General features: G+C 58.9%; 14 protein-coding genes. 4 read left to right on the top strand and 10 right to left on the bottom strand.

Features of this window, described 5'->3' with window-relative positions; all coding sequences use genetic code 11:
- Nucleotides 1-124: 124 nt before the first annotated feature.
- Nucleotides 125-1,336, top strand: a complete 1,212-nt coding sequence (locus tag ED661_RS13310) for a GTP-binding protein (RefSeq protein WP_122074404.1) — start codon at nt 125-127, stop codon at nt 1,334-1,336.
- Nucleotides 1,336-1,977: a DUF1826 domain-containing protein gene (locus ED661_RS13315; RefSeq protein ID WP_122074658.1), complete on the top strand. Its 642-nt coding sequence runs from the start codon at nt 1,336-1,338 to the stop codon at nt 1,975-1,977. Before ED661_RS13310 ends, ED661_RS13315 begins: the two co-directional genes overlap by 1 nt.
- A gap of 78 nt (nt 1,978-2,055) precedes the next feature.
- On the opposite strand, the gene ED661_RS13320 is transcribed toward ED661_RS13315, so the two are convergent.
- The 10 genes from ED661_RS13320 to ED661_RS13365 form a co-directional block, all read right to left on the bottom strand.
- A complete protein-coding gene (locus tag ED661_RS13320) occupies nt 2,056-3,156 on the bottom strand; it encodes a flagellar basal body P-ring protein FlgI (RefSeq protein WP_371412449.1) in 1,101 nt (366 codons plus the stop codon).
- Nucleotides 3,157-3,158: 2 nt separating this feature from the next.
- Complete coding sequence (locus tag ED661_RS13325) at nt 3,159-4,163, bottom strand: flagellin (protein ID WP_122074406.1); 1,005 nt, start codon at nt 4,161-4,163, stop codon at nt 3,159-3,161.
- A gap of 3 nt (nt 4,164-4,166) precedes the next feature.
- Nucleotides 4,167-5,612, bottom strand: coding sequence for a flagellar hook-associated protein FlgK (flgK, locus tag ED661_RS13330; RefSeq protein WP_122074407.1), 1,446 nt, complete (start codon nt 5,610-5,612; stop codon nt 4,167-4,169).
- Between the two features lie 43 nt (nt 5,613-5,655).
- A complete protein-coding gene (locus ED661_RS13335; RefSeq protein ID WP_122074408.1) occupies nt 5,656-6,957 on the bottom strand; it encodes a flagellar hook protein FlgE in 1,302 nt (433 codons plus the stop codon).
- 123 nt (nt 6,958-7,080) lie between these two features.
- A complete protein-coding gene (locus ED661_RS13340; RefSeq protein WP_122074409.1) occupies nt 7,081-7,914 on the bottom strand; it encodes a flagellar motor protein MotB in 834 nt (277 codons plus the stop codon).
- Nucleotides 7,915-8,136: 222 nt separating this feature from the next.
- Nucleotides 8,137-9,756: a long-chain-fatty-acid--CoA ligase gene (locus ED661_RS13345; protein WP_122074659.1), complete on the bottom strand. Its 1,620-nt coding sequence runs from the start codon at nt 9,754-9,756 to the stop codon at nt 8,137-8,139.
- 19 nt (nt 9,757-9,775) lie between these two features.
- Nucleotides 9,776-11,398, bottom strand: a complete 1,623-nt coding sequence (locus ED661_RS13350; RefSeq protein WP_122074410.1) for a GMC family oxidoreductase — start codon at nt 11,396-11,398, stop codon at nt 9,776-9,778.
- A gap of 166 nt (nt 11,399-11,564) precedes the next feature.
- Nucleotides 11,565-13,064 (bottom strand): heme biosynthesis protein HemY, encoded by a 1,500-nt coding sequence (locus tag ED661_RS13355; RefSeq protein WP_122074411.1) that lies wholly within the window; start codon nt 13,062-13,064, stop codon nt 11,565-11,567.
- A gap of 10 nt (nt 13,065-13,074) precedes the next feature.
- Nucleotides 13,075-14,310, bottom strand: coding sequence for a COG4223 family protein (locus tag ED661_RS13360; protein WP_122074412.1), 1,236 nt, complete (start codon nt 14,308-14,310; stop codon nt 13,075-13,077).
- A 54-nt stretch (nt 14,311-14,364) separates the two neighbouring features.
- Nucleotides 14,365-15,129, bottom strand: coding sequence for a uroporphyrinogen-III synthase (locus ED661_RS13365; RefSeq protein WP_122074413.1), 765 nt, complete (start codon nt 15,127-15,129; stop codon nt 14,365-14,367).
- A 74-nt stretch (nt 15,130-15,203) separates the two neighbouring features.
- Between ED661_RS13365 and tsaD the strand changes: the two genes are divergently transcribed.
- Entirely contained in the window at nt 15,204-16,301 is a 1,098-nt protein-coding gene (tsaD, locus tag ED661_RS13370; protein WP_122074414.1) for a tRNA (adenosine(37)-N6)-threonylcarbamoyltransferase complex transferase subunit TsaD, read from the top strand.
- The gene (locus tag ED661_RS13375) at nt 16,298-17,260 is read left to right on the top strand and encodes an NAD(P)H-dependent glycerol-3-phosphate dehydrogenase (protein WP_122074415.1); all 963 of its coding nucleotides are present in this window, start codon (nt 16,298-16,300) and stop codon (nt 17,258-17,260) included. The genes tsaD and ED661_RS13375 overlap by 4 nt, the downstream gene beginning before the upstream one ends.

Raw genomic sequence — 17,260 nt, forward strand, 5'->3', positions numbered from 1 at the left:
GGCGGACAGCGCACAGTCTTTTCCAATAGAAAGTAGAAACTACTCTTGCATGTTGTTACACAATAACATTACAAAATCAGCTTGAGAAATTCATCTTTTCCCAGATATCCAAGGACCCAAAGACATGCGTGACTCCGCCCCTGATGACGCCCGCCTTCCCGTAACTGTGCTTTCTGGTTTTCTGGGCGCCGGCAAGACCACACTGTTGAACCGCGTGTTGAACAACCGCGATGGGCGCCGCGTAGCGGTCATCGTCAACGATATGTCCGAAGTGAACATCGACGCCGATCTGGTGCGCGAAGGCACCGAGCTGTCGCGCTCCGAGGAAACCCTGGTAGAGATGTCCAACGGCTGCATCTGCTGCACCCTGCGTGATGACCTGTTGAAGGAAGTGCGGCAGCTTTCCGAGGAAGGTCGCTTTGACTACTTGCTCATCGAATCCACCGGGATTTCGGAACCCCTTCCGGTGGCCGCCACCTTTGATTTTCGCGACGAAGACGGTCACAGCCTGTCAGATGTGGCCCGGCTGGATACCATGGTCACGGTTGTGGATGCGGTGAACCTGCTGCAGGATTTCTCCAGCCATGACTTTTTGACCGATCGCGGCGAATCCCTGGGCGAGGGCGACGACCGCAGTCTGGTCAGCCTGCTCACGGAACAGATCGAATTTGCCGATGTGGTTATCCTGAACAAGGTCGCAGACGCCGGCCCCCAGCGCACCGAGAATGCCCGCAAGATCATCCGCGCCCTGAATGGCGACGCCAAGATCATTGAAACCAATCATTCAGAGGTTGACGCCGAAACCATCCTCGACACCGGTCTTTTTGACTTTGACACCGCGCATGAACACCCAATGTGGGCCAAAGAACTTTATGGCTTTGCCAACCACACCCCCGAGGACGAGGAATACGGCATTGAATCCTTCGTCTATCACGCCCGCGCGCCCTTTGATCCCAAGAAGCTGCACGCCGTTCTGAATGGCTCCCTCCCCGGTGTGATCCGCGCCAAAGGTCATTTCTGGATTGCCACCCGTCCCGAATGGGCTGCCGAGTTCAGTCTGGCCGGTGCCCTATCCTCTATCGCCCCCCTGGGACGCTGGTGGGCCTCGGTCCCCGAAGACCGCCTGCCGACCCATCCGCAGGCGCAGGCTGAAATTGCCCGCAACTGGGTGGAGCCCTGGGGTGACCGCCGACAAGAGCTGGTCTTTATCGGCTCCGGGTTGGAGCGCGAGGTGATCTGCGAACGCCTGAACGCCGCGCTGGTCGATGCGGATGAGTTCCTGCCCTGGGCCTGGGCCGATATGGCAGACCCCTTCCCCCAATGGGGCCAGCGCTGATGCCGGACACCCTTCTTCGTAACACGCTGCAGCAGGTGCCAGTAGGTGTCAGCGTTGTAGAGCAGGCCGTGGATCTGTCGGTGATCCATCTCCCCGACTGCGCCGCTGCGATCTGGAACAAGGCACCCCTGCCCGGCTGCGAGGCCTGGCTTGATGCCTTGAACCCAGAGCAGCTGCCGCGGGCCCGCCTGATCCTGCGGCCAGATGCAGTCGCGCGCAGCATAATTCATCTGTTTGAAGGCGCCGAGATTACCCCCTGCCCCGAACAGGATCTGCTGACAGCAGATATCGCTGAATTGGCAGAGCAGTTTTCGCAAATGATGAAGGTAGACTACATCCGGCTGCGGCTGGATGTGGTGCAAACCAATGCCTGCAGAAAGTTCCATGTGGATGCTGTCCGCGCCCGTCTCGTCTGCACCTATCGTGGCACCGGAACCCAATTGGGCATGCAGGACCAAAACGATGAACCGCAGTGTTTGCTAACGGTCCCCACCGGCGCGCCTATTGTGCTGCGCGGCACAAAATGGCCGGAATACCCGCGCTCAGGCCTGTTACACCGTTCTCCGCCAATAGAGGGCACCGGCGAGACCCGGCTGGTTGTTGTCATTGACCCGGTAATAGATCCAGAAATGGAAATCTGACAGCAAATGAAAAACCCCGGACCATAACTCTGGTCCGGGGTTCTTTTTTAGTCTGCCGCTTGTGCATCGACAGCCGGGTCAGCGCACCACAAATTCGGCGTGCAGCGCCCCTGCGGCCTTCAAGCTTTTGAGGATATCGATCATATCGCGCGGCGACACGCCCAGCGCGTTCAGACCTGCAACCACCTCAGACAGCGATGTGGTTTCGCGCACCTCTGCCAGCTGGATGCCCTCCTCTTCGTCGATGGCAGCAGTGGTGCGCGGCACCACAACGGTTTCGCCATCGGTAAAGGGGCTTGGCTGGGACACCAACGGGGCTTCTTCGATACGCAGGGTCAAGTTGCCCTGGGCCACGGCAACCCGCGAGATCCGCACGTCACTGCCCATCACAATGGTGCCAGAGCGCTGGTCCACCACCACACGCGCTTTGCGCTGGGGCTCCACCAGCAGGTTTTCCATGCGTCCCACAGCATGGGCCGTTGATCGGGCATTGGTGCGCTGAATGTCGATCTCCACCGTGCCGGAATCGCGCATCAGGGCAACACCACGGCCAAATTCATCGTTTACAACACGTTCGATCCGCTCAGCGGTGGTGAAATCCGGCTCGCGCAGGGCCAGCCGCATAGTGGTCAGCGACGACAGATCAAAATCGATCTCGCGCTCAACCCGCGCGCCCGCAGGAATGCCCCCCGAGGTCGGCACCCCCTGGGTGACGCTGGCGCCATCGCCTTCGGCCACGGCCCCACCCGCAAGAATGGTGCCCTGGGCAACCGCGTAGATCTGACCATCCGCCGCATTCAGCGGTGTCATCACCAGGGTGCCGCCCAACAGGCTTTTGGAATCACCAATAGCGGAGACCGTGACATCCACGGTTCCGCCAACCCGCGCAAAAGGCGGCAGGGTCGCTGTCACAATAACCGCCGCCACGTTTTTGGGTCGGAACTGTTCGCCAGTCACATTGACCCCGAGACGTTCCAGAATATTGGACATGATTTCTTCGGTGAAGGGTGAGTTGCGCAACCCGTCCCCGGTCCCGTTGAGACCAACCACCAGGCCGTATCCCACCAGATCATTGCCGCGCACCCCGTCAAATTCGACAAGATCCTTGAGGCGGATTGCATTGGCCTGTGCCAGGGTCGGCAGCAGCAGGCAGGCGATCAGAAGGCGAAAGAATTTCATCATCACATATGCTTCACAAGGCTGAGTTGGGCGCTGCGCGCAGTCACCGTATAAAGGATCTCCAGCTGGGTCTCGGTGGTTTTCATCTTGGCGGAAACCTCGTACTGATCGGCCAAAACGATGTCATTAAAGGCCAGGCTGAGAGCTGTTTTCGTGGCCAGGTTTCGGGCGCTTACCCGTTCCAGCTGGGCCTCCATAAACCCAATATCGGCCTGGGCCGTGATCAGCCGTTCCGTGCTATCCGCAAGCTCCCCACCTCCCTTGAAGGTCAGTTCGGTTTTGGTATCCGCAGACAGTCCAAGGGCCGGTTCATCAAGCAAGGCAATGATGGCATAGCTTTGCAAAGAGCTCTTCAGATTGTCATCGTCAGCCCGCAAACTCAGCGACACTTTCTCCCCCGCGCCCACTTCGACCGGCGCGATATTCGTGGTGGATCCGTTGTACATAGCGGTGTCAAACCCTGTCGGATCTGCAAACCAATCCTTTACCGCCTGGATAATGTCATCGGCATCCGTCAGGCCGGAAACCTCCCCGATGAGTTCCGTCATCAGTGTGTCAGCACTGTTCAACGGGGTGGTCCCCGTGGCGGTGCCGGCAAAAAGGCTGCGCCCACCGGCCCAACCGTTAAAGGAACCGATCGCGGCTTCCAGCTTGCGCTCCGCCTCTTTGGCAAACTGCGTTGCATCGTTTTCAGTCAGGGCGGGTGAGACGGAATAGATGTCATCCCGCAACTGCTGTGTTCCTTCCTGCACACGCGCCAGGCTGTCCTGGATGCTAAGCGCGAACAGTTTGGTCTCACCAGTAGCAACCGTCTGGCTTTCGATCCGCTTCAGGTTGTTTTCAATATCCGCCAGATAAGAGAAGTCACCACCCAGCTCCTCGGTCAGATTGGATTTTTTGCCTGTCGAGACCTCTTCCGACAGAGTGGCAAGATCCAGCTTCAGCTCCGCATTGCGATTGCGCAGGAAGCTATGCGTGGTTAGGTCGCCGTAGGAATTATAGATCATTCATCACATCCTCAAAAGAGTTTGCATCATCTCATCAATAGCCGAGAGCATTTTTGCGTTTGCTGCATAGGCGTTCTCGATGAGCATCATATTTTGGAGCTCGGCGTCCGAATCCACACCAAGGGCAAGCTCTGCCTTGGCCAGCTCGGTGTAGCTGGTTGCGGCATAGCTCAGTGAATTGTTGGCGCTATCGCTGTCGCGGGCAAACCGCGACATCAGAGAGGCGCTGAGCGTGTTGAGATCAGATGAAATGGTGCCCAGCTTGGTTGTCGATACGGTCCGGTTTGCGCTGATGGCTTCGGAATAGGCGATCAACTGGCTGGCGTCACCGGGATCGCCCTCAGCCGCAGCATAGAGCCCATCGCGCAGACGCCAGGTTTCGGCCTGCCCGTCCAATGAAACCAGATCATTCAACTGCAGCCGCGCAGACAGACCAACTGTGTCGGCTGGATCAAACGCGCCGCCACCGTCGGTAAAGATCCCGGCATCCGTGACCCCGATAGTGGTATCCAGTGCCGGATCCTGAAACCGCTCGACCAGATCACGGGCCATGGTATCCAGATCAGTCTGCGCTTCGACAGCGACATTGTCGCGAATATCAAAGGCCGCGACCAGCGTGCCGCCCCGCAAAGGTCCGCCATTAGAGGTATCCATTGCCAAGCCATTGATTTCCAAACCGGACAACAGTCCGTTGGCCTGGGTCATCTGTGGCTCAATCGTGCGCTTTGCATCAAAGGTCAGCTCAGCAGCCTTCCCATCCAGCAAGGCAACACCGCCAACCGTATAAAGGGCAACGCGCCCCTGATCACGTTGAACAACATTTACCGGAATTGACTGATTCACTGAATCAATCAGCTTATCCCGCTGGTCTTCCATAGCCGTGGTGCTGCTGCCCGCTGCCTTGGAGACAACAATACGAGCATTGATTTTTTCCAGTTCTTTCAACTGATCGTTCAGTTGATTGACCTGTACATCGATGGAAGATTCAGCAGCTTCGCGCTGCTTGTTCAATCCTTCAGCCGCGTCGGTGATGGATTGAACAATCAAACCCGCCTTCACCGAGAGATCATGCAATCGCTCCGTTGAATCCGGACGCGAGGTTGCCTCAACCAGGGCTGCATCAAAGTTCGAGATCTGAGCCGAGATCGAAGTACTGTCGTCAACTGTGCCAACATAGCCGGACATTCGGGCGTAGAAATCCGAATAGACGCCGACCTTGGCATATTCTGCTTCAGCCTTGCGGGTGGTGGATTGCAATGCCGGATCGACATTGCGTTCCACGTCCCCGATCCTGACACCAGCCGCGTATTGGCTGGTGGACAGGTTCAGCTTTTGAGAGGAGTAGCCAGGCGTCAACGCATTGGCGAGGTTCTCCGAGGTCACTTGGGACAGCCGCGCATTCGCGGTCAGTCCGGTCATCGCGGAGTTAAGTGCACTTGTGATAGACATGTCAGGCGCTCTTTCTAAGCCGGTGTCAAAGTATCAGCGGTGCTTACCGCTTGATGTTGGTGGTTTCCTGAAGCATCTCATCGACGGTCTGGATCACTTTGGCATTGGAAGAATAGGCCCGCTGTGTCTTGATCATATCCGTGAGTTCGGTCGCAACATCGGTGGCGGATTCTTCCTGCGCATAAGACGCGACTTCGCCTGTTGGTCCATCACCCGCATCCCAGAGGAAGTAGGATCCACTGTCTGATGAAGGCAGATAGGTCTGGTTATCCTGAGATTTCAAACCGTTCAGATTGGGAACATCCACCAGTGGCACCTTAAAGATGACGCGGCTGGCACCGGAATCGTAATTGGCGCGGACGTAGCCTTGTGGATCGACCTCAACACCAACCATGGTGCCAACTTCAGAACCGTCTTTGGTCACCGAAGCCGGGGCAAAAGTATCCGAAAGCTGGGTAAACCCATCGCTTTCACCAATCATGCCAAGGTTGATTTCCATCGGACCACCATCAACGTTGACCACAACGCTGCCAGTTGTCCCATCATAGGCACCACCTGTCACGGCGGTAACAGAGGCCAAGGAGCCACCCGCCGTCCGAGAATCATTGAAGGTCATGGTATATTCGCCAATCACCGCGCCACCAGAGGCACTATCGGTAATCTGCATGGTCCATTCGTTCGAGGTGCCGGTTGCGGGTACAGTTGGGGTATAGGTAATCCCCAGCGTCTGCGAGCTGCCCAGGTTGTCATAATACTCAACCGTCATGTTGCGCACAGTACCGGCGCTGCCTGCTTCGGTATCAGTCGCAGGGAGGTTCACCCCTAAACCCACATTTGTTGTCGGCTCACCAGTCAGCTGGTTCATGTTGTACTGAATAGGTTCCAACCCTTCGGCTGTGTCGCGCGGACCGTCAGAAACCGTGCCATCCGGGTTGGCAGGCCAACCCAGCAGAACCAGACCTGAATTTGTCGTCAGATAGCCATCAGCATTGGTACGAAAGGACCCGGTTGTGGTCATCATCATGGTTGGAGAGCCGTTGCCGCCTTCGATCTCGGTCAGCGAGGCCACGGGCAGCATGCCACGGCCACTAACAGCCAGGTCAGTCGAGTTATTGGTTCCAACTAGGGGGCCGCGCTGGTCAATCAGACGCATATTGCTGGCGGACACACCACCAGCAGAATACCTGCCACCAGAGGAGCCAACCACCATGGATTGGAAATCCGTCTCAACTCTCTTGTATCCGCTGGTAGAGGAGTTCGCGATATTGTCCGAAATTGCGGCCAAAGAACTCGCGTTTGCGCTCAATCCGGAAACACCGGCATTCAGGGCGGAAGAAATTGTCATGTTGCGCCTTTCTGCTGCAATAAGTCGTTCTTGGAGCAACAGCTAGCGCATCAGCACTTAACGGGCGGCTAACAGATAAAATGCAATTTATTCTGCGCCGCCCGAGGGTGAATTATATGAGGATCATTCGCGAAGCAGGATGATTTCCACGCGGTTATTCCGGACCGCCATCGGGTTGGTCACTGCCAGTTTACGGTCCGCATGGCCGGTAACTCGATGGATTCGGCTGGATTTCATGCCACCCGATTCGAGCAGGGTGCGGGTGACATTTGCCCGGGCATGAGACATCTCCCACACCGGGTTCTGGGCCAGAACCACCGGATGCGATTGAATGTGCCCTGCAATTGCAATGTCATTGGTCACATTGCCACTGACCCGTGCAACCATACGCACCAGATCCCGGAACAACGGCGTTGGTTCCGCTTCGCCCGCCGCAAAGAGATGAACCCCGTCGGTCTCAAACAGCTCAATGATCAAACCTTCGTCGGTAACGCGGGTAACGATGTGGCGTGACATCTCAACCGAGACCATGCTTTCACCGCCACGGCCCTGAAGCTGCTCTTCGATGGCGCGAAACTTGGTGTCTTCCTCGGCTTTTTCGGCATCACTGACGCCAGTCTCGCCCTGGGCTTTCTGCGCATCCATCGGATTGATGTCAGAGGCACCGGTGCCGGACTGTGGCTGGATATCTTCGGTGAACATACTGTCGCCCTGAAAGGCGCCATTGCCACCACCAGAAATCCGGCTCAGCGGGATCGATGGCGAGAAGTAATCCGCCAGACCCTTACGTTGTTTTTCAGTTGTTGCGTTCAACAGCCACATCAACAAGAAGAACGCCATCATGGCCGTCACAAAGTCCGCATAGGCCACCTTCCAGGCGCCCCCATGGTGGCCACCGCCACTAACGACTTTTTTCTTCTTGATGATAATGGGCGCCATTCCATTTTGTGCGCTCATATCCACCACCACTAATTTTCACCCACTATTGGGATATCAGCTGGGGTGTTAAATGGTCCTTAACAGTTAAATTTGCCGGCAGTTAAGACATATAAATAGGGGGTTTCCCCTGATCTGGGCCCAGAGGCTGCCTGAATTCATCCGCACCATTGCAAATTCTGGCAAAAATAGAATGAACGATCTGCACCCCGATACAGAAAATCCGGGGCGCAGATCACTTGCTTAATCCGCAAGCAGAATCGAGCCAAACGATTCGCGCAGTTTGTTTTTCAGGACTTTACCAGTCCCACCCAGCGGCAGTTCAGTGACAAAGACCACCTTGTCAGGGATCTGCCAGCTGGCCACTTTGCCCTCATAATGCGACAGCAAATCCTCTTCGGTCAGTGCGCTGTCGGATTTGATCGCGATCACCACCGGACGTTCATCCCATTTGGGGTGCTGTGCCGCGATGGCCGCCGCCTGCGCCACCAGTGGGTGCGACATGGCGATATCTTCCAGCTCAACGGTCGAGATCCACTCGCCACCGGATTTGATGATATCCTTGGAGCGATCGCGAATGATCATATAGCCATCGCCATCTATGGTGGCGACATCACCGGTATCAAACCAGCCATCCATGGTCAGCGCACTCTCCTCCTGGCCAAAGTAGGTGTCGATGATCCAGTGACCTCGAATTTGCAGCTCACCCTGGGTTTCCCCATCATGAGGCAACACATGGCCACTTTCGTCGACAATGCGCAGCTCGACGCCATAGGGCGGACGGCCCTGGCCCTCACGGATGGCGCCTTTTTCGGTGTCGGACAGATCCTGGTGCTTTTGCAGCAGATGGTTCAGCGTCCCCAGCGGGCTGGTTTCGGTCATGCCCCAGGCATGGATCAGCTCAACCCCGTATTTATCGCGGAAGGCCGGGATCATCACGGTTGGCAACGCCGAGCCACCAACGACAGTGCGGGTCAGGCTCTCGGCCTTGCTGCCGGTCTTCTCCAAGGCCTGCAACAGGCCCATCCAGATGGTGGGTACGCCCAGTGCCAGTGTCACCTGCTCGCCGTCGATCAGGCGCACCAGGCTTTCTCCATCCAGGTTTGGCCCCGGCAGCACCAGCTTGGCGCCGACACCGGCGGCAATATAGGGCACACCCCAGGCGTTGACGTGGAACATCGGCACCACGGCCATGACAGTATCGCGCGCCGAAATCGCCAGACCATCCGGCTGATTTCCCCCCAGCGAGTGCAACACCGTCGTACGGTGGGTATATTGCACACCCTTGGGGTTGCCGGTGGTACCGGAGGTATAACACAGGCTGGAGGGCATGTTCTCGTCCAACTCCGGCCAGCTGTAGTCATCCGCTTCGGCCGCGATCAGCTCGTCATAAAACAGGATACCGGGCACCGCCTCAGCCGCACCCTCATCCCGAGGCCCCATCAGAACGATGTGTTTGATGGTCTTGAAGTGTTCTTTCAGCTGGCCCACGGCAGCGACAAAAGTGGCATCAATGAACAGCACCTGATCGGCAGCATGATTGATGATGTAGATCAGCTGCTCTGGTTTTAGGCGCGGATTGATCGTGTGGCAGATCATCCCGGCACCGGCGACGCCGAAATAGATCTCCAGGTGGCGGCGGTTGTTCCAGGCGATGGTCCCGCAGCGCTCCCCCTGCGCCACACCCAGACGCTCCAATGCAGCCGCCAGTTTACGGGCATTGGCCTCAATCTCACTCCAGCTGGAATGCACCACCTCCCCAGAGGTCTCGACCGAAGTCACCGTGGTTTCGCCGTGGTAACGGCCCGCATGTTCGATCAACGAGCTGATCGTCAGCGGTTTGTGCATCATTTTGCCAAGCATTTCGCCTGTCTCCTCAAAGTTATTCTGCAGCCAGCGCTGCATGGCCGCGGATCAGATCCGCAGCCTTTTCGGCAATCATAATGGTGGGCGCGTTGGTATTACCCCCGACCAGCCGAGGCATGACAGAGGCATCAACAACGCGCAGCCCCGCCAGGCCCCGCACCTTCAATTCCGGATCGACAACAGCCAAGTCATCCTGCCCCATCTTACAGGTTCCCACCGGATGATAAATCGTATCCGAGCGGGAGCGGATGTGCTGCTCCAACGCTGCGTCATCCGGCTCTTCTTTGATAAAGAGTTCTTTGTGGATATAGCCCGCCAACGGCGCGGTCTGCATCAGCTGCCGTGTCTTGCGCGCGCCCTTCATCAGCACCGCCAGATCTTGCGGGTCTGACAGGAACTGTGGGTCAATGCGTGGCGGCGCCATTGGGTCAGCTGAAGTCAGCCCAACCGAGCCTCGGGATTTTGGCCTGAGCACGCAGACATGGCAGCTAAAGCCATGACCCATATGCAGTTTGCGCGCATGATCATCCACGATGGAAATGACAAAATGCAGCTGAATATCCGCCCGTTCCAGATTGCTCTTGGTTTTGAGGAAAGCCGCGCCTTCGGCAAAGGGGGTGGCAATCATACCCTGCCCCGATTTGCGCCAGTTGTTGATATGTTTCAGCAGCGACAGACTGCCGGGCAGCGAGATGCCAAAGTTGTCGCGATCCTTGCTTTTGTAGGCCAGAGTGAAATCCAGATGGTCCTGAAGGTTCTGCCCGACGCCGGGCAGCTCATGCACCATATCGATGCCATGAGGCTCGATATCCTCAGCCCGACCAACACCGGAGAGCTGCAACAATTGCGGTGAGTTAAACGCCCCGCCGCATAGAATCACCTCGCGCTTTGCCGTGACCTCCTTGTCCTGACCGCCCTGACGATAGGCAACGCCTGTGGCGCGCTTGCCCTCAAACAGGACGCGGCTGGCATGAGCCTTGGTCAGAACCGTCAGATTGGGGCGGTCCATCACCGGGTGCAGATAGGCTGCCGCCGCCGAGCAACGCTCGCCGTTCTTATCCTTGGCGTGAAACTGGGTGACCTGGTATTCACCGATACCTTCGTTGTCGCCGGTGTTGAAATCGGCAACCTCACGGATTTGCAGCGCCTGACCGGCCTCGACAAAGGCGCGGGTAATGGGGCGTGGGGATTTCTGGTTGCTGACCTGTAGCGGACCACTGTCGCCATGGGCGGAATCGCCGCCGCGCTCGTTGTTTTCCGACCGTTTGAAATAGGGCAGCACCGCCTCCCAGTTCCAGCCGTCACAGCCCAGATCGGCCCATTCGTCATAGTCCTTGGCATGGCCGCGCACATAGAGCATGGCATTGATGGCGCTGGAGCCACCCAGCGCTTTGCCGCGCGGCTGATAGCCTTTGCGCCCGTTCAACCCTGGCTGCGGTACGGTTTCAAAGGCCCAGTTGTTGATTTTGGGGCGGCCCGGCAGCATGGCAACAACCGCAGCAGGGGCACGGACCAGAATACCGTCACCTTTGCCGCCTGCCTCAATCAGGCAAACCGTGGTTGAAGAATCTTCGCTCAGACGCGCGGCCAATGTGGACCCCGCAGAGCCCCCGCCAACGATCACATAGTCAAACTGCATTGCTATTCCCTCCCCATACAACCCTTTGGGGATAAGCAGAGCCAAGCCGGCAGGCTCTGTCCAGACTTACTCAGCGTAATTTGGGAGGGTGGCACATTGGACTGCTCCAAAGAAAAGGGCCGCAGCGGCTAAGATCTGCCCGCTGCGGCCCTCTCGCTGTGCTCAGTTAAGCCTTCGCTTCGCTGCTGTCTTCTGATCGCGAGCCTTCAGAGGTTTCATCGCTCTCGCTTACATCATCGAGCTCTTCGGCGTCGATGACATCTTGCACGACCACAGCATCAGAAGCTGTCGCCGCACCGGTGATCAGGGGCAGCATATGCACGCCTGTGGCGCTGGCCACCTCTGGGGTTTCTGGCCGCTGCCAGCTCAGGGTATCAAAGCTGGTGCAATGCTCACAAACCGGCGCCCATTCCGCGTGGATGTGATTGCAGTTGGTGCAGAGCCACTGTGGCCCGCGAGGGGCCGTCAGGGCCCGTGCCAGCCAGGCCTGGGTCACTGCATTGTCTGCGCCCTCGCCCTTCTCGATGGCCGCCATCAGCGTCAGCACCCGCGCATCCGGCGCCCGTTCGACCATATCGGCCAAGGCACGGCGCGCTTCGGGGAAGTCTTCGGCAACGATATGCAGCTCTGCCATGACCAGCCGGGTTTCATCGTCTTGCGGTCTGAGCCGCGCCAGCTGCTCAAAGCGTTTGACCCGCTGTTCGGCCGTTTCCTCGGGCTCCACCTCGGCAAAGACATGGGCAAGATCCGGATGTGGCTGCGCCTCCCAGGCCTTTTTCAGCACCTTGATGGCATTGCGCTTCTTGCCCTGCTCCAGATAGGCGCGCGCCGCCATGGCCGCCGCCGGCACCAGATCAGGGGACAGCCGGTTGGCCTCGATCGCCTGCTCGCGCTGCTCGATACTGGCTGCCTCGTCCGCTACCCCGCGTGAGGCCGAGAGCGCCAATACCGCATCGCGACGCTTGAAAACATCACGCGGCAAGGAGCCGGATTTCAGCTTGGCGGTCAGGGTCTTGCGCGCCCCAGCCCAATCCTCGGCCTGAGCCTGCAACTGCAACAGGGTATCCTGCACTTCTTCGTGTTTGGGACGCAGCGCCAGCGCCTTTTCGGCCAGCTGCAGCGCGGTCTCCTTGTCGCCCTCAGACAGTTTCTGCTTCATGATGCCACGCACCCCGACAAAGCGGGTGCTCTGGTTGCTCAGCAAGCGCTTATAGGCCTCGGCCGCCTTATGGGTATCCCCGGCCATCTCTGCCGCTTGGGCGGTCAACAGATCGGTGAGTTCGGGGTTGTTGAGATAGCGTGCCGCCTTTGACGCCTTGATCAGCGCCAGACGTCCCTCGCCAGAGGCCAGCGCCATCATGCCATCAGACAGCGCCTGATAGCCCTTGCGCTCGCGCCCTTTGTCAAAATAGCGCGACATTGCGGTCTCATCGCCATTTAGGAACTTGAGCGTCGCCACCAGCAGCGTCAGCAGTTTCAGAAAGATCCAGACTGACAGCACCAGAACGCCCAGCGCCAGGACGGATTGCAGCGCCCCAAGGGTATATTCGGTTCCAGCAACGGTGACCTGCACCCCGCCTGCGGTTTCCATCAGGATCCCCGCACCAAAGGCGATCAGCGCCACCAGGGCAACAAAGACCAGAATTTTCAACAATGACCAGAGCATGTCGGCTTCCTTATTTTGCGTTCAGGCTTTGGGCCAGTTGATCGGTGGCAGCAATGGCTGCCAGACGTGTTTGGGCTGAGGCCTGCCAAGCGGCAAAGGCGGCACGGGCTGCCTCGGGCAGGGCCTCGATCTCGGAAAGCGCATCGGCAACAGCACCGGACTGCAACGCTGCCTCGGCGCGAGACAGTACTGCATCAGCACCCTCGCCCTCTTGCGGGGTGACCGAGCGGGCGCCGAGGTGACGATTGACATAGTCCATCAGACCACCGCTGCCCTTGGTTTCCTGCCGCGCCAATGCCAGCGCCTCGCGCGCCAGCGGCGCATAGCTGGCCTGCAGGTTCGACAGCGTGGCAACACCGGCCTCACCGCTTCCCGCCAGATCCGTCGGCACATCAACCTGTAGGCTTTGCAATTCGGCCAGGGGTTCAGCAAAGCTGCCCCCCGCATCCAGGGAGATACGGATTTTTGCCAGCGCCAATTGCGCGGATGCAATGCGCGCTGCCTCCAAGCTAGCCTGTTCTGTCAGGCGGGCCTCAGCCAGCATCTCTTCGACCTCAGAGCGCTGCTCTGCCAGGCTCGCTTGCAGCTTGGCCAATTCGCTTTCAAAGGCGGCAACCGCTTCGGGAGAGGCCGCATCGGTGAGCGGACGCGATTCGATCTGCTCCAACCGGCTCGCCAGGGCCGCAATCTCGGCCGCGCTCGCAGATCCGGCGGCAGGGGCTTCGTTCAAAGAGGTAACTGTGCCTTCCAACGTCTCAATCCGGGCTGTCAGCGGCGCAACATCCGGCAGATCCATCTCGCCAAGCTGTGCTTGCAGGGCGGCCAGCTGCTCTTTCAGAGCTGTTTGTACTTGTGCGTTGGCCGCCACATCAGCCTCATAGGCTGCTTGGTCTACGCCGCCACTGCCCAAAAGGCTGGCAGGCAGAACTGAATTAAGAAATCCGCCCTGGCCAACAACAAAACCAAGCACAGCAGCCACGGCGCCGCCAAGTAGGGCCGAGCCAAATCCGCCGCGCTTTTCGATGATGCGTTCCACTTCGGGCTGGGGGGCGGGTGGCACTGGCGCTTCTTCAACAGTCTCAGTCTCAGAGGGAACCTCAACCTCTTCCTGGTCAAGCACCTCGGCTTCGACCAGCTCCTCAGTGGCAGAGCTCTCGGTCTCAGAGGATGGCACATCCTTTGCCCCAGGGTCCTGCGTGTCAGCCTCTGGCTTGATCACATCATCCGCAGTTGTCTTGTCAGCCACCCTGGCCTCCCCTCGATTCTCAAATCACCTAAACTCACCACAATACCCCAGACCCTACTGCGCCGGATTGCCACCCTCAAGGTGCGCCAAACGAACTGCGGCATCACGGACCATCACAGCCATATTGCGAGCATCTGGCGTCTTACTTACCTGCAAGTCCTTGTAGTGCAAGCCCTTCACCTCAGCCGCCACGGCCTGACTTAGCGCAATCAAAGACAAATTCACTTGATCCAACCCCAGACTGGCAAAATGCCGCGCAGTACGCGGTGAAAAAAGCGGCACAATCACGGAGGTTTGCTCAATAATCTTCTGTTTCATCTCACCGCTGGGCGACAACAGCTGCTGTTCATAGACCACCTGCCCCTCACAAGGCAGGCCCGCCGCAGTCAGGGTTTGGGCAATATCTCCACGGGTATGGCGCCCATGCAGATGTAACAGGGGCGCTGCAGGCTTCACCTTACAAAGATGCGTGACCAGCTCTGTCGCCGAACCACCACAGAGCTGCGCCTGCCATCCCGCCTGTTCTGCAGCTGCGGTGGTGTGCTGCCCGACGCAAAAGGCCGGCAGGGGCACCGGAGCCTCGCCTGCTGCCGCAACCCCATTGGCCGAGGTAAAGATCAGCCCTGTGTAGCCCTGAGAATCAATCTCTGTGTTTAGAGGGGTGATCTGCATGAGCGGCGCATAGATCACCGTGATCTGCGCCTGCAGCTCGAGCGGCAACTGCGCCACAAATTGCTGCGAGGCCTGCCTTGGACGGGTCATCAACAGGGCAACCATTGGCGCTTTGGCAGCGGTTCCGGAGACCGGGGCGTCACTCATGCTTTGGCTCCTGGGATTGTTTGCATCACCCATAGGTGCTAGCTCCACCAGCAATCTGATGCAACGGGTAGACCATGACACAAAGCCTGACACTTTTGGGACTGGAAAGCAGCTGTGACGATACCGCCGCCGCCGTGGTGCGGCAAGAACCCGGCCAGCGCGCCGAGGTGCTGTCCTCCGTGGTCTTTGGCCAGACCGAGCTGCACAGCGCCTTTGGTGGCGTTGTCCCCGAAATTGCTGCCCGCGCCCATGCGGAGAAACTCGACCACTGCGTTGTGGATGCTCTGGCCGCTGCCGGGGTGACCCTACAGGATCTCGATGCCATTGCCGTCACCGCCGGGCCGGGATTGATTGGCGGGGTGATGTCCGGGGTGATGTGCGCCAAGGGCATTGCCGCAGCAACCGGATTGCCGCTGGTCGGGGTAAACCACCTGGCGGGCCATGCGCTGACGCCCCGACTGACCGATGATGTGGCCTATCCCTACCTGATGCTGCTGGTCTCGGGCGGGCATTGCCAATATCTGATCGCCCGCGGCCCCGAGGATTTCACCCGGCTGGGCGGCACTATTGATGACGCCCCGGGCGAGGCCTTTGACAAGACCGCGCGCCTGCTGGGGCTGCCACAGCCCGGTGGTCCCTCGGTCCAGAAAGAGGCCGAGAGCGGCGTTTCCAAACGATTCCGCTTTCCGCGTCCGCTGATTCAGCGCGCCGATTGCAACCTGTCTTTCTCTGGGTTGAAAACCGCCCTGATGCGGATGCGTGATCAGATCGTGGATGAAAAATCCGGCCTGACACGGCAGGACCGCGCCGATCTTTGCGCAGGGTTTCAGGCCGCTGTTGCGGATGTTCTGGCCTCCAAAACCCGCCGTGCCCTGGCGATCTATCTGGCTGAAAATCCCGCCACGCCGACCTTGGCTGTGGCAGGGGGAGTGGCCGCGAATACCGCAATTCGCTCCAAATTAGAGACTGTTTGTGCCGAGCTGAATACTCAATTTGTGGCCCCACCATTGGCGCTGTGTACAGATAATGCCGCGATGATCGCCTATGCCGGCATGGAGCGGTTCAAAGCAGGCGCCCGCGACGGAATGGATCTGACCGCCCGCCCCCGCTGGCCCCTGGATCAAACCAGCCCCGCCATGCTGGGCTCGGGACGCAAAGGAGCCAAGGCATGAGCATCTCCGTGCTCGGCGCCGGCGCTTTTGGCACCGCTCTGGCCATCTCTCTGGCCAAAGAGGCCCCTGTCACCCTATGGGCACGCGACGCCCAGCAGGCGGCAGAGATGCAGCAAACAGGCTGCAACGCAGCCCGGCTGCCTGATGTGCCGCTGTCAGAGAAACTGACGCCGACCAGTGATTTCAGCCAGGCTGCTGAGGCAGAGGTGCTGTTGCTGGCGGTGCCAATGCAGAAATTGCGTTTGGTGCTGCAAGAGCGGCGCGCTGAACTGAACGGAAAGGTGCTGGTGGCCTGCTGCAAGGGGATCGAGCTGAAAACCGGGCTGGGCCCGATCGCGGTAATCTCTGAGGTGCTGCCAGATGCCAGATCAGCCCTGCTGACCGGCCCCAGTTTTGCCGCCGATATCGCCCGTGGCCTGCCCACAGCACTGACCCTGGCCTGCGCCGATGCGGATCTGTGCCGCCAGTTGCAAGAGCAGCTGACCACCACAAACCTGCGGCTCTACCGTACCACCGACACCAGCGGCGCCGAGCTGGGCGGGGCCTTGAAAAACATCATCGCCATTGCCTGTGGCGCGGTGATCGGCGCCGGGCTGGGCGATAGCGCCCGTGCGGCGCTGATGACACGCGGATATGCCGAAATGCAGCGCATGGCGCTGGCCTGTGGCGCGAAACCGGAAACTCTGGCCGGGCTATCGGGCTTTGGCGATCTGACCCTCACCTGCAGCTCGACCCTGTCACGCAACTATCAATTGGGGCTGTCGATTGGGCGCGGTGACGGGTTTGACCCAAACATCACCGTCGAAGGGGCCGCCACTGCACGCGCCACAGCCGCCAAAGCCAAAACCATGGGGCTGGACATGCCCCTGACCGAGACCGTCGTTGGATTACTGAATGGTGACTTGACGATTGCCACTGCCAGCGCTCAACTGCTGGCACGCCCGTTGAAAGAGGAATGA

This window comes from Pseudophaeobacter sp. EL27, from assembly GCF_900313025.1.
Classification (GTDB): domain Bacteria; phylum Pseudomonadota; class Alphaproteobacteria; order Rhodobacterales; family Rhodobacteraceae; genus Pseudophaeobacter.

Excerpts from the sequence above, each read along its gene's own strand:
- ED661_RS13355 (WP_122074411.1), bottom strand. The coding sequence starts at position 13,064 with ATGCTCTGGTCATTGTTGAAAATTCTGGTCTTTGTTGCCCTGGTGGCG.
- ED661_RS13310 (WP_122074404.1), top strand. The coding sequence starts at position 125 with ATGCGTGACTCCGCCCCTGATGACGCCCGCCTTCCCGTAACTGTGCTT.
- flgK (WP_122074407.1), bottom strand. The coding sequence starts at position 5,612 with ATGTCTATCACAAGTGCACTTAACTCCGCGATGACCGGACTGACCGCG.
- ED661_RS13315 (WP_122074658.1), top strand. The coding sequence starts at position 1,336 with ATGCCGGACACCCTTCTTCGTAACACGCTGCAGCAGGTGCCAGTAGGT.
- tsaD (WP_122074414.1), top strand. The coding sequence starts at position 15,204 with ATGACACAAAGCCTGACACTTTTGGGACTGGAAAGCAGCTGTGACGAT.
- ED661_RS13325 (WP_122074406.1), bottom strand. The coding sequence starts at position 4,163 with ATGATCTATAATTCCTACGGCGACCTAACCACGCATAGCTTCCTGCGC.
- ED661_RS13345 (WP_122074659.1), bottom strand. The coding sequence starts at position 9,756 with ATGCTTGGCAAAATGATGCACAAACCGCTGACGATCAGCTCGTTGATC.
- ED661_RS13320 (WP_371412449.1), bottom strand. The coding sequence starts at position 3,156 with ATGAAATTCTTTCGCCTTCTGATCGCCTGCCTGCTGCTGCCGACCCTG.
- ED661_RS13335 (WP_122074408.1), bottom strand. The coding sequence starts at position 6,957 with ATGACAATTTCTTCCGCCCTGAATGCCGGTGTTTCCGGATTGAGCGCA.
- ED661_RS13365 (WP_122074413.1), bottom strand. The coding sequence starts at position 15,129 with ATGAGTGACGCCCCGGTCTCCGGAACCGCTGCCAAAGCGCCAATGGTT.
- ED661_RS13340 (WP_122074409.1), bottom strand. The coding sequence starts at position 7,914 with ATGAGCGCACAAAATGGAATGGCGCCCATTATCATCAAGAAGAAAAAA.
- ED661_RS13375 (WP_122074415.1), top strand. The coding sequence starts at position 16,298 with ATGAGCATCTCCGTGCTCGGCGCCGGCGCTTTTGGCACCGCTCTGGCC.
- ED661_RS13350 (WP_122074410.1), bottom strand. The coding sequence starts at position 11,398 with ATGCAGTTTGACTATGTGATCGTTGGCGGGGGCTCTGCGGGGTCCACA.